Below are 13,025 nucleotides of genomic sequence, written 5' to 3'. Positions count from 1 at the left end.
CCCGCGTGATGGGGCGGCCCGGGTGCATGCACGTTATGAAGAGGGGGGCCGGATCACGCCGGGTGGCGCCCGATCCGTCACGCAGCCCCCTCAAGCGGGCCGTGGCGGCCGCTGACGCTGCATCGCCGATATGCGTGTGTGCGGCTGCGAAGTCAATGCAGGGCCGGGTTGCGGTCCGCTCAGGCTGAGCGCCGCCGTCGCGCCGGTGAACAGCGGGCGCTCGTCCGACGGTGCCGTGCCCCGTGCACTCGGGATCGCCCGAAGACGCGGCTCGGCTGCCGATACGTGTCGATCCCGTCTTCCCGATGTGGTCGGGGCGGGCGTTTATCGTCGTTGTGACCGAGGATCGCCTCTGATCTGTCCGTCGAGATATAATTGTTTCGGAATTGACGGTATTGTTGGATCGTCCGAGCGTGAAAGTGTATCTAAAGATACGCAGCGATCGGTATTCAACGATCGCTGCGCGGCCGAACGGCGCGGCCGCGACTTCAGATATTGCCTATGCAGACAGTGTTTTCGACGGAGGGTCTCCACCCCCGGAGCGGCTTCAAGCTCTGGCGAGACCTTCTCGGGGAGCGGCTCGTGCCGATCGAGGTCGAGCGCCTCGACGACGGGCCGTTCCGGGGCAGGCTCGACGTCGCGGAGATCGGCGCGCTGTACCTCTCGCGCCTGACGCAGAGCGCCCTGCGATGCGAGACGACGCCCAGCGCGGCCCGGCGCCACGACAGGGCCGGGATGGTCGTGGTGCTGTTCAAGCTCGCGGGCCTGTCGACGAGCGTTCAGGACGGCCGGGAGGCCGTGCAGCGGCCGGGCGACATGGTCGTGCTCGACCATCGCCCCTCCGTGCTGACGACCCACAGGGACAGCCAGGCCCTGTTCCTGGAGCTGCCGCGGGAGCGCCTGGAAGGCGTGCTCGGCTCGACACGGCTCTACACCGGCCTGTCGGTCGGGGCGGACCTCGCCTCGGCCACGCTGGCGACCGGCTTCATCCACGACCTGATCCGGGTGCGGCACCAGCTCACGCCCGACGCCGCCGAGCGCATGTCGGCGATCGCGGTCGACCTGATCGTGGCGAGCCTCGCCGAGCGGCTCGCGCAGGATGTGCCTCGCCCCGTCCACGGCAGCGTCGTCGTTCAGCGCGCGAAGGCGCATGTCGAGGCCCATCTGGACGATCCGGGACTGGACCCGCCCCAGCTCGCGGCCGCCACGGGGGTCTCGCTGCGCCGGCTCCAGGAGCTGTTCCACGAGCGCGGCCAGCACATTTCCGACTGGATCTGGGAGCGCCGACTGGCGGCGGCGGCCAAGCGGCTGTCCGACCCAGCCTGCCTGCACCTGTCGATCGGGATGCTCGCCTACGGCTGCGGGTTCACCAGCCAGGCGCACTTCTCCCGCCGGTTCAAGGACCGCCACGGCCTGACCCCGCGCGAGTACAGGGAGGCCGCCCTGCTGCGGGCTTCCGGTGCTCCGTCGGCTCCCTGATCGGGACGGTGGCCGGCCTCCGCCGATCCCGCGACGTCCCGGCGCGGAATGATGCGCGCGGTCCTCGCGCAACCCCTGGCCGGGCGCAGGCGCCTGCGCCCGGCGTGCGAACGGCACGCGCGTCGCGACCCGGCGCGTCGGCTCAGATAATGGTGTATCGTGATCGGCGGCGCACCGCCCTGTCATGCACCACATCCGGGTTGCCGCAGGTCCGGGCAACCGAAACAATGTGGTGCGGCCAAGAGGACTCGACCCTACACCTACTATTAGTTTGAAGCTAGTGCGATTGGAGAAGTGCAACCTTTTGACCGTATTGTGTAAGAGTTCTATGTGATCGTCAAGGGAAACCTATGGCTATCGTCCGATCTGGGGTGCACGGGTCAGACGCCGGATGGACAGACCAAGATTGCCTCACGATCCCCGCAGCAAGGCTCTACAAAGCAAGCGCCTATAACAGTCATATCTGTAGCGTCTCACGATTTTTGACTGACTTAGAAACAACAGTTATTCAAGACAAAAATCTAGATCTTACAAGATAATGCCTAATGTGCAGTTGACAACTTGCTGGTATTAGATTACGATCACTAAATCTGCAAATCAACAGCAGCTATGTTCACGGCTCCGAAGTCAATCGGGGCCCATTTCCCACATTGTCGCTCAATCATCATGCTCCGATCAAGGCGGGGCCGTCATTTTGTGCGCTTATCTACCGAGTGAAGTATGTTATTACGATTTGTGTCCGGCCCAACATCCAGTAACAAGACTGGTGTAATACTTGAGGAAGCCGGAAGACGATACCTGAATGGGTTCAAGTCACTGATAGTCGGCCCGTCAACGGATGCCTGTGACGAATATCAGAGCCGCTTCAATACCCTGTTCCCCGCGATACCTCTAGAAGTCTACCATTCGAAACGAGAGCGGATTGAAAGCAAGGGCTCTATCCGAATCGACGTTGAGAGGGCTCTGCTGGATGCATCGCGAGGCGCAGGCCGAGTGCTAGCAATCTGCCATGCCACCCTTTGTAACCTGTCCTCTGATTTGGACCTGAGCGAGTGGCATTGCTACATCGACGAAACACTAGATGTCTTTCATCCCACTGAACTGAACATTCACGACAGTCATCAGCTATTTACCAACAATCTCAAGTCAGTAGCGGACGGCTCTCCCTACGCACGTCTGGTGTCGACCAATGATACGGCCCTGACAGCGATTGTAGAAAACCGGAACAAGGATGCCTACAGGGAGCTTATCAAGGGTACAGCGGAGAAGATCTTAAACATCCATTTTGATTGCTACACGATTGAGGCGGATTACAACAAGCTCATTCATCGTAAGGGGATGAAGCGGAAGCTGTACTGCATATCAGTCCTGCATCCCCGCCTTGTCTCGGCCTTTGGTGGCTCCACTGTCTTCTCTGCACGATTTCAAGAGAGTCTACACTATCATCTCTGGGAACAGGAAGGCGTGAAGTGGGAGGAAGATATCGCTCTTGCCGCACGTCTCAGGTTCAACAAACATACCGGTTACGATCAAACCAAGATCTATTGGGGACTTGAGCGAAACTACTCCAAGACGGCTCGCAATAAGAACATGGATTGGTACGACGGATTCATATCGGCCGCGAAAGAAATCACGGCTGATCGAAAACATATCAGTTTGGAGAATAACGACATCAAGAACACAAGCTTGCTATCGAAGTCGTATAACAGTTGTATGATATCGGGTCGCTCGCACGGACTGAACAAGTATCGACACATTGACCACGCCATCATCGTTCCAGCAATGAACTACTCGCCAGTGGCCGGTAGGTTTCTTGCTGAGAGGTATAAGTTTTCACGCGACAAACAGGTAATCTCATTCGCTTGTCACAATATTTATCAAGCAATCAGTCGAACTTCGATGCGCGACGGTGATATGAGTCGTGAACGGATATGGGTGGTTCCCTCTCGGACCCATGCAGAGTGGTTGTCACGCATCTTTGAGGGATCATCATGTATTTCGCTGGCGCTCAATCAGCCTCCGGCCGGTAACCGTGGAAGGCCAGCATTGTTCAAGAACGACAACGATCGGAAGAACCAGTCGCGCACTGTCAAGAAGAACAAGGCCAGACAGATCGGCGAGTTTGTAAACCGAATCGGCATGGACATGATAGAGAATGTCGCTTTCTTCCATAAGTCAGATGGCGACGATAGTGCCTTATATATAGATAATTTCGTCGCATATTATAGATCCACTTGGTTTGAGGCACTTGAAAGGAGCAGTGGTAAGGTCATAGCTAAGAAGGAGAACTCTTATATCAGTTGGCTCAAGAGACAGAGCAACAAGTCGTATTCAAAGAAAGACGACGTTCCACTGGTGTCCCCGGCGTTTTACAATCCGCTATGGGTCGGCAAGGGAAAGCGAGGCAAACTCAATGTCGTCTTCGCTTCCGGTATCATGCTGGACTTCGACAACAGCGAACTGAACCCCGCAGAGCTAGCCGAAATTTTCAGTGATTTACAAATAGTGACGTACTCGACCTATAGCAACTCAGAGACAAAACTCCGTTATCGAGCATATATTCCAACGACGCGGCCGATGTTCATCCCCGAATATATGGCAATCGTTGGGGCGCTCATCCAGACTATCGAGGGTGCAGGGTATCAAGGGAAAGACAAGGGACCGGCGAAGCCAAACGGGAGTGGAAGCGCCAGCGAGAGCGACCGTTTCAGCATAGGGGGCAACCATAAGAGGCACGGCATCGATATGAGTAAGAGAGGGCCCTACTCGCTCTTTCATCTTCCCTGCCGCTCACCATCCGGACAAAGTTTCTTCCATCATCATTCAGGGCCCGGAAGGACACCGCTGGACGTGAATCAGTGGCTCACCTCCCTTCCGACCATTGAGGAACCGGAACCACAGGACATCACATACAACAACAGTTATCTGGAGGAGTTTCGGGCCCTCACGGAGCATCAGATAACCGGTATCGAAGAAGCAATGAATGAATGGTTCTTGACAGGCTCATTATCCGGCAAAGGCGATCATGCCATGTTTGATCTTTATCAGGGTCTACGCGATTTGCACCTTCCTCTAGACCTGATGTGGGAGCAGTTGAGGTGTGCTGCGAGAACTGCCCATTCGCCTATAGATAGACTGAAACAGGCCGACCGCTTGATGAATGATCTAAAACTATACAGGAGCAGATTGCATACGGATAACGCTGCTTAGTTTTGTAGACAAACGAGTATTCTATTGTGAGGGCGCCAGAAAAAATACCGCCAGCCTGAGTGGCTCCCTCTCTCATTTCGCAAAAATATAAGGCATTAAGGACATTAAACCAGTGATAAGCCCAGATTACAGCCTCGTCTCGGAATATTTCCATAAGCGGCCATACCACTCAAGTAGCGATTCTACGTACATCCTACGCATGATGCTGTTCAGGGCGGCGAACGAAGCGGACCGGCGCTATTACCTAAATGCTGTTGAAAAAGCGAAGGGATACAGACGCCAATCATATGAACTGGACGAGTCGGCTGGCAGCGTGGAGTATTGTCTCGATGAGGAGTGTCAGATCATGCCGAAGTATATGACGACGATCTTCGAGGCGCTCGTCCTTGCGCGTCTCTCTGATCCTGTTAGATCAGAGAGACGCGTATCCAATATGAAACTCTTATGGGATTTTCGATCCACCCTCGGAAGGATGATTGGCCGGACGATCTGGCCGCATGATCTAACGACACCTTACGCACCACGGACGATCCAAGTGCCCTCGAAGTCGCTTTGGATCGGCCTTGGCGCCCGCGCTTGCCCTTGGCTGCGGCAACCTGTGGGTTGCCGAGTTCACTATTCCCGAGACTCTGGACGGCACCTCCGACCGGCTTCTAGAACTCGACATAGGGCGCTGCGGAGCGGGTATGGCAAAATGGTTCGACGAGACGATTCTGATTCGCTATTGGGAGGACCGGTGCCATAAGTACAGTTTCAAGAATGGTCTGAACTTAGTAAGCGCACGACGTAACCCGAGCTTTGGAAGATACCCCGATATTTCAGAGAACGTTCTCGGCGATGGCACGGTGGTGCCCGCCGAGATCGAGTGGGTAACTACGAACTTCGAGCGGCACGGGCATGACATCAAGGTCCTTATCGACAACAATGGCTTCCTAGTGGTGCTGCGGGCAGACGCAAGCTTCCTCGTTGAGCAGATCGAGATCGACCGAACAGACTTTCTAGATTGGGTGGAGAAGCACGGCCGCGAACTCGCCGCCGAAACCCTTTCGGACATCGATCGACAGGCACGCCGCAGCAAGGAGCCTCAGATATTCTTGTACTACGTGCCGAGAACAGGCTACGGCAGTAGTAATTTCAAGCGGGCGATTGAAGCTGGAACTTGGGGATTTCCTGAGAGCGATCGAAAAATCACGCGAGGTTTGGCGTCAATTTCGGAGATAAAACCCGGCGACATAGTAGTGGCGGTCCACAACTTCACTGCCGATCCGCGAGTCAAGGCATCTGGCGGGCGACTCTCATCCACAAAATATGTGGGTACCTTCCAGTCTATTACGGGCCTTGTGGTAACGTCAAAGCTCTTTCGGGATGATACGACTCGCATCTGGCCAGACCACCAGTACCCAAATCGGTTTCGGTTCCGCGTCCCACCACTATTTGAAGGGCATTCCATCCCTTGCACTCAGGGTGCGTTAGGCCCCTCGCTGCACGAGATTCTGCGCCGGCTACAGGTGAACGGCTCTATGCAGAAGATAGACGGGTCATCCATGACCAAGCTGATGTCGCTCTGCACCCAATAGCCTTGGGATGCCGATCCGGTAGAGATTTCAACGTTGAGAACTGTATGGCGGCTTTGTATTCGGCGCTCAGAAGGAGGTCAATTTTGTGATTTCGATAGGCAAGTTTACCAGGATTTGACATCGTTTTTCCTATGCGTGCCTACACGATCATAGCCCGGCTCAAAAACGGTTCACAGGACCTTACTGAGGACCCAACGCCCATCCTTCCGCCTGGTCTCATCCATTGCGAACAGCTTTGGAAGGATCTGGGAAGGCGTGGATCTTGGCCGCGGGATCAGTGGCAGTTCGTTCGAAGCACCGTCGAGCCCTTACTGTACGCCAGGATCGAACCGGAGCCTGAGCATTACGATAATGACCTTCTGAACCCTAGGGGCGCCATCCAGGCTAGGGCCATCGAACTATCGTCGGTCAGCTTCGAGAATGGTCCTCTCCCCACCATCTCAGCTCATGCGGAGTTTCAGATGAGGTTCGACCGGGCCTTTGCCGACACGAGCTCATTCTACGACTGGATGGAATCGTCTGATGGGCTGGACCATGCCCTGTGCTTCGGCTTCCGCTTACAGGATGGTGGGGAGTGGGATGCGACCTACGACCATTCCGGTATCGACTTTGAGATCGTCACACCTTAAGGCTCGCCTCGTATAACTGTTGTGCATTCTCGACTAGACGATCATTCCAGGCCAATCGGTTGAACCATTCCTCAGGGACAGCCGAAACACCGTAGGCTGCACCCGCAATCTGCCCTGTCACCGCTCCTACCGTATCGGCATCGTCGCCCAGGTTCACGGCCAGAAGCACGGCATCCCTGAACGTCGTGGTCTCGGAGACGCACCAAAGGGCCGCTTCAAGGGTATGGATTACGTAGCCGGAGGATCGGATCGCGGATCGTGCCTTGCCTTGATACGAACCGTTCATGACCGTCTGAACCCCAGGACAGAATGGCCCATAGGATGCCGAGAGAACGTCCCTGAGTGGTTTTCCGGCAATCAGTGAGGCCAGCACCGACCCCAGGGCATCGCAGGCGTCCACGGCTTCGTCAGCACCGTGCGTCGCGTAGCTCTGGCGCTGACTCGCCTCACTCAGACACTCGGCATCGTTCCAGTAGCGGAGCGCCACAGGAGCGAGGCGCATGATCGAACCATTTCCCGCGGTCCTGGCATCCGTCGGACCGCCCAATGGGTCACCGGTGCGTCGGAACTGTTCCAGGGCCTCCCGGGTCGTCACGCCGATATCGAAGCACCCACCCGTGCAGGAGTTCTCACCGGCCTGATACCACCGGCAGAACCGCTCCATGAGATCCCGTTCGTTCAGGCCACCGCAGGCTATGAGGGAGTCGGCCAAACAGAGTGCCATGGACGTGTCGTCGGTCCACTGTCCCGGAAGTAGATCGAACGGGCCGCCTCCCGCCATGTCATAGACCGGTGGCTTGGCATCCCTGGCCTCAAACTCAAGCGTGGTCCCGAGGGCATCACCGACTGCAAGACCAATGAAGGCGCCAAGGGCACGGTTGCGGATCGTCTCGGACATTCAGAAGGGCCTTGTGCTCGCATAGGGCTATACGGATACGCCGCCCCTCAATCAGCCCTTCCGATCCCCGAACCTTCCGAGCGCGGGGACTGATCCGACCTTTGCAGCAGCCGGTAGATCGATGCCCTACCGACATTCAGTTCCTTAGCGATGGCCGTGGCACCCATACCCTGTGCGGCCAGTGCCCTGATCCGTTCAGCGTCGATGGTGGGCTTCCTGCCTTTGTAGACGCCCTCGACCTTGGCCTTCGCGATACCCTCAAGCTGACGCTCTCGCCGGATCGCTGTCTCAAACTCGGCGAACACCCCAAGCATCTGTAGGAAGCACCGTCCGGCTGCCGTGGACGTATCGACCGGTTGCTCAAGGACTCTCAGGGAAACGCCCTTTGCCTCCAACCGCTTCACGATAGAGGCAAGGTCCGCCACCGATCTCGCGAGCCGGTCGATCCGTGTAACAGTTATGGAATCCCCGGCCCTCGCGAACTGTATAATTGTTTCCAGTTCGCTCCGGCCTTCCAGCTTCGTGGCCGTCACCTTCTCGGATCGGATCACGTCACAACCTGAGGCTTCCAACGCCTCTTGCTGAATCACCAAACTCTGAGATGATGCACTCACGCGAGCGTAACCGTAGATAGCCATAGGCGGAGTATCTGTCTCGGATGGTTCTAGACCCGCCCACCTTAGCGTCTCGCAATCCCGACAGCAACCCATATGAGACGCCACTTGATGGTCCGAACCGTCTCGCGCCGCTGTCTCGCTCGGGTTTACCCACAAAAAACAAAGCGGTTGAGCTGTGCCAACTTCGTGCTAGCTGTTGATAAGCACCTTGATCCAATCGGTGAAGAATATGCCTTCCGAAATCGCTATTGATGAAGAGGACGCCTATTTCCGTGAGTATCCTATTGATGCTGACTTCATAGAGCAGGCGGAATACATCGCCGAAACAGATTTTCTTGCTTTAACGGCCGAGCACCCTGATGAGCAAAGTATCATTAGAAGACTGACGACTGGTGGCGCTAAGTTGTTAGTAGGACCAAGAGGTTGTGGTAAAACAACTCTCATGCTTAAAGCGTACTATTCGCTAATTAGAGACCGTCAAATCAGAAGCATACCGATATATGTTAACTTTAAGCTATCACTTAAACTAGAGCCACTTTACGTCAATACGCCAAACGCAACCTTTTGGTTTCGGCAATGGCTTAATCTCAAAATATATGAAGGACTTTGGAGAAGTATCGAGGAATTCGGTGACTTTGTTGTCCCAGCCTCTCTTGCTTCGAAAAAGTCCGTACTTTCCGCAATTCGATCTCTAGAAAGCGGTGTCGTAGACACAAAGAGGGATGTCTCTTCGTTTTCCATAGAGGAACTTTCGGAAAATATCGTGGAAGTTCTCGAAGCCAATGGCATGGCGCGTTGTGTGCTGTTGCTGGATGACGCTGCGCATGCATTTTCTCCACGCCAACAGGAAGATTTTTTTGAGTTTTTCCGTCAGATCAAGAGCAGAGAAATCTCTCCTAAGGCTGCCATATACCCGGGCATCACAACACACTCTCCGACCTTTCACGTTGGACATGATGCCGAACAGATTGACGTTTGGATTCGACCTGATCGTCTTGGTTACATAGAGTTTATGACAGATCTAGCTGAAAAAAGATTTCGCGGCGTTTTGCCGAGCACTCTGATCAACACTCCGTCAGCTATTCCCTTTCTAGCATACGCCTCTTTTGGCATACCGCGATCGTTCCTCAATATGCTGAGGACAATTTACCATGAGCAAGAATCCCAGCCCGACGCTTCGAATGTTGATCGGCGACGATTGTTAGACATCGCGAAGCAAAGTCGCGAATCGGCTCACAACGTATACGACTCGCTAGCGAACAAAATTCCCGCCTACCGCGAATTTGTCGGCACTGGTAATGATCTCTATCAGCAAATGATGAGTTATCTCAAGAACTACAATAAGTTCAGAGATGAAGAAAACCAAGCTTTATCCATTGGCCTGAAGCGACCGATACCTCCTGAAATGGACAAAGTCCTGAGCTTCTTCCAGTATGCTGGGCTGCTCATGCCGGCCGGTGAAAACAGTAGGGGCGTCAAGGGAACTTTTGACATTTATATGGTTCATTTTGGCGATCTGATTACGGAAAACGCCATAATAGGCAGAAGAGCAAAAAGTATTGTTTCGTTTGTTGCAGCTTTTGGTGCGCAAACACACCAAGCTTGGCCAAGGCTCTCGCCCGCCTCGCTTGTAAGTCCGACGCAATATCCAACCTTATTCCGTCTGACCTTGCCCCATTGCCAACAATGTGGAGCTGAGAGGGCGAACGAGCACGCACGGTTCTGTCAGAACTGCGGCGCCCCATTAAAAACTGCATCACTATACGAGGAGCTTACGAACCAAGACATTTCGGTGTTGCCGTTGAGTCGACGAATTGTAACGCGCATAAAAAAGAACTCAAGAATTAGAACGATTAAGGACATCCTCATCGATACTGATCGAAGCAAGTTGCGCAGTATCAGGTATATTGGACCGGTCCGAGCCGCCCGGATTGCGAGCTACGCCGAAGAGTACGTGGCATAAGATGGCTATTTCTGATTTTGTGAATGAGCTGCCCCCAGGGGCGCGGCTCACTAACCTTTCGGATTATTTGGTAGAGGAGACCCTGATTTGTCCGATCGACGCATTCCTTATCAGAATGAAGTCGATTTTGGCTGATGGAGCAGAGCGTGTTTTAGATGCCAGTGACTACCATGGACGCCTTTTATGTCTTGGATTGGTTTCAGCGGCCGAGAGTTATTTCAGAAGTGTGCTAGCCGCATCTATGGAGCTCTGCCCGTTATCCAAATCTGTCGCCGCCGATAAAAATATCAATCTCGGAGGGCTGCTATGGCACGGTCAAGATCGGTACAGTCAAAGCGCCTTCGATAACAGTTCATTCTCAAATGCTCAGGAACTGAAGAAGGCAGCGAAGGATTACCTGGGATTTTCCCTCGACGACGCAGTGTTCAAGGTCCCGCTCGAAGAATATGATAAAGTCTGCCAGTTCAGGCATGGGATTGTCCATAGCGACGGCATATTGCCAGGAAAAAATGCTGTGAAGCTTGATATACCACGATATCGTGGTGCGGTTCGTATTGTCGTTCGATATCGTCACTTACAAGACATGGCTGCGGTACTGAATACTTTGGTTGTTTTGTTTAACAGGCAACTTTTCCTTGAGCTATGTAAAAGATGGGCTATTGATTGGAGGCGTCGTGCCGATTGGGTGCCTGATGACGAATTATCTATCTTCTCGAAAATTTGGGCTATATTTCACTCTCGTGAAGAGTGGTCCTCAAAGCCCGGCAGAAGCGCGATCACCCGTAAGAGATGCATGGACGCGGTGAAGCTCACTTATAACATCTAGTGTTTTGTAGTTATCTTGACGGCAATATAAGGGTCTGCCTTGTTTGATATAGTCGGGTCGCTGACCTAATGCTTGAACCGATCGGCCAAACCGCTATCAAGCGCTGGTCGTTCATCAAGTCGCCAATCATTGAGTAACCGAACCCCGATGTCCGCACTGACCGTCATGTTTATCCGTCACGCTGAGAAGCCCGGCGGTAGTTTCCCCGGCGAAGGCACCACGGCCGACGGGACCGCGGACGATAAGTCTCTTGTGATCCGCGGATGGCAAAGGGCCGGAGCATGGGCGGCATTGTTCGGATCGGGCCTATGCAGCGCCGACTACCCGAGGCCGAACGTCATCTACGCGGCCAAGCCCGAGCCCGTGTTCAAGAAGGCTAAGTTCAGCCACCGTCCGTTTGAGACCGCGACGCCCTTGGCCGAACGCCTGCAACTGCCCCTCAGAGCGGACTATGGGGTCTCGCAGGAGCACGAACTGGCAGATGAGATTCGAAGGCTCACCGGGGTCGTGATCGTCTTCTGGGAGCATAAGGCGATTGTCACGGACCTGATCCCGGCTCTCAAGGGCTCTCAGACCATCTCCGGCGTTCCGACCAAGTGGGACTCTGACCGCTTCGACGTGGTCCTACGGTTCGACAGAGCTGTGCCGGACGCGCCCTGGTCGTTCCGCCAACTATCCCCACGTCTGATGAGCGGTGACAGCGATGCGCCGTTCTCGAAGCTTGAGGGCTGATCAGCAGTTGGCTGACGATGATGATGACCGCGGCTGATCTGTGCCTTCGTCTCGGGGCTTCTGTGGTCGCCGGCATGGTGGTCGGCTTTGATCGGGAGATGCACGCCAAGCCCGTCGGTGTCCGCACTTTGGGGTTGGTCGGTCTTGGATCGGCGCTCGTAACGATGGCAGGTTCGGGATTCTCGGCTGCCGATACCGACGCGAACGCCAGCCGGGCCATTCAGGGCGTCATCACTGGCATCGGCTTCTTGGGCGCGGGTGTAATCGTCAAGGGCGCGGGAAAATCGCACGTCCACGGTATGACCACGGCCGCTGCCATCTGGGTAACGGCCGCGCTTGGGATAGCGTGTGGGCTTGGCGCCTATCTCCCTGTCGCAATCGGTCTGATCCTACTGCTGCTCCTAATCGGGATCGGTGGCCGCATTGACCGGATCATCGACACGCGGTGGTCGAGGAAGCACGGGGCTGATAGGGATAAAGCGGAAGCGTCAGGACAAGGAAGCACACGACCTGATTAGCCTGCGGCAATCCTTCGAGGCATTCAGGTACGATCCGCCACGGCTTCGGTCCGACCCTTGATCGTTAAATGATGCTGGCGGCTTCGGTTCGTTCATTTGTTCGCTGTCATGGGCTCGATACGGTAGCGAGGGAAGCGGCCCATAGCGTCGGCCAGCATCTTGAGGGTCGGTGTCTCGTATCGCCGGCCCACTGATGCCACGCTATGGCCGGTGATTGCGTCTCTTAACCGTTCCTCGATGCCGGCCCCAAGTGCGCGCGTCTTCCACGTGTGTCGCCATCCGTGATTCGGATCGACGCCCGGATCCAGCTTGGCGGTCTCGCGAACCCACTTGCCGACCTTGTGCCCCTGTAGCTCGGCCGGTGAAGTCGATGATCGCTGGCCGTGTCGCTTGGGGTCATAGAACAGTGGCCCGGCCTCACACGTCTCCACGAACGCCAAGAAGCCTTGTTCGATTAGGTGAGCGTGGATTGGGACGGTTCGTACGCATCCGGCGAAGGGCGCCTTGTGAGCTGGCCCGTTGAGGCTGAGGTCATAGGAGTAATCCTAGGACCTTGAGCATGACCCAGGCGGGTAT

General features: G+C 55.4%; 10 protein-coding genes. 8 read left to right on the top strand and 2 right to left on the bottom strand.

What is annotated here, in order from left to right; genetic code table 11:
- Positions 1-501 precede the first annotated feature (501 nt).
- The 4 genes from ACQKQD_RS30765 to ACQKQD_RS30750 all read left to right on the top strand — a co-directional run bounded on the left by ACQKQD_RS30765 (position 502) and on the right by ACQKQD_RS30750 (position 6,895).
- On the top strand, positions 502-1,479 hold the full coding sequence (locus ACQKQD_RS30765; RefSeq protein WP_020095632.1) for a helix-turn-helix domain-containing protein: 978 nt from the start codon (positions 502-504) through the stop codon (positions 1,477-1,479).
- Positions 1,480-2,199: 720 nt separating this feature from the next.
- Positions 2,200-4,689, top strand: a complete 2,490-nt coding sequence (locus ACQKQD_RS30760; RefSeq protein ID WP_427510512.1) for a hypothetical protein — start codon at positions 2,200-2,202, stop codon at positions 4,687-4,689.
- 563 nt (positions 4,690-5,252) lie between these two features.
- Positions 5,253-6,266, top strand: a complete 1,014-nt coding sequence (locus tag ACQKQD_RS30755; protein ID WP_427510511.1) for a hypothetical protein — start codon at positions 5,253-5,255, stop codon at positions 6,264-6,266.
- Positions 6,267-6,727: 461 nt separating this feature from the next.
- Positions 6,728-6,895 carry a hypothetical protein gene (locus tag ACQKQD_RS30750; protein ID WP_427510510.1) on the top strand — a complete coding sequence of 56 codons (168 nt, stop codon included), beginning with the start codon at positions 6,728-6,730 and terminating at the stop codon, positions 6,893-6,895.
- On the opposite strand, the gene ACQKQD_RS30745 is transcribed toward ACQKQD_RS30750, so the two are convergent.
- Positions 6,885-7,793: an ADP-ribosylglycohydrolase family protein gene (locus ACQKQD_RS30745; protein WP_427510509.1), complete on the bottom strand. Its 909-nt coding sequence runs from the start codon at positions 7,791-7,793 to the stop codon at positions 6,885-6,887. The genes ACQKQD_RS30750 and ACQKQD_RS30745 overlap by 11 nt on opposite strands.
- A 47-nt stretch (positions 7,794-7,840) precedes the next feature.
- Positions 7,841-8,431: a recombinase family protein gene (locus ACQKQD_RS30740; protein WP_427510508.1), complete on the bottom strand. Its 591-nt coding sequence runs from the start codon at positions 8,429-8,431 to the stop codon at positions 7,841-7,843.
- 208 nt (positions 8,432-8,639) lie between these two features.
- Between ACQKQD_RS30740 and ACQKQD_RS30735 the strand changes: the two genes are divergently transcribed.
- The 4 genes from ACQKQD_RS30735 (at position 8,640) to ACQKQD_RS30720 (ending at position 12,449) form a co-directional block, all read left to right on the top strand.
- Positions 8,640-10,373, top strand: coding sequence for a hypothetical protein (locus ACQKQD_RS30735; protein WP_427510507.1), 1,734 nt, complete (start codon positions 8,640-8,642; stop codon positions 10,371-10,373).
- 1 nt (position 10,374) lies between these two features.
- Positions 10,375-11,199 (top strand): hypothetical protein, encoded by an 825-nt coding sequence (locus ACQKQD_RS30730; RefSeq protein WP_427510506.1) that lies wholly within the window; start codon positions 10,375-10,377, stop codon positions 11,197-11,199.
- 147 nt (positions 11,200-11,346) lie between these two features.
- Positions 11,347-11,931, top strand: a complete 585-nt coding sequence (locus ACQKQD_RS30725; RefSeq protein ID WP_427510505.1) for a histidine phosphatase family protein — start codon at positions 11,347-11,349, stop codon at positions 11,929-11,931.
- 17 nt (positions 11,932-11,948) lie between these two features.
- Positions 11,949-12,449 (top strand): MgtC/SapB family protein, encoded by a 501-nt coding sequence (locus ACQKQD_RS30720; RefSeq protein ID WP_427510504.1) that lies wholly within the window; start codon positions 11,949-11,951, stop codon positions 12,447-12,449.
- Positions 12,450-13,025: the final 576 nt, after the last annotated feature.

This window comes from Methylobacterium sp. NPDC080182 (assembly GCF_050281105.1).
Taxonomy (GTDB): domain Bacteria; phylum Pseudomonadota; class Alphaproteobacteria; order Rhizobiales; family Beijerinckiaceae; genus Methylobacterium.
The sequence above is the reverse complement of the archived record's forward strand: the minus strand, read 5'-3'. Positions and strand labels throughout refer to the sequence as shown.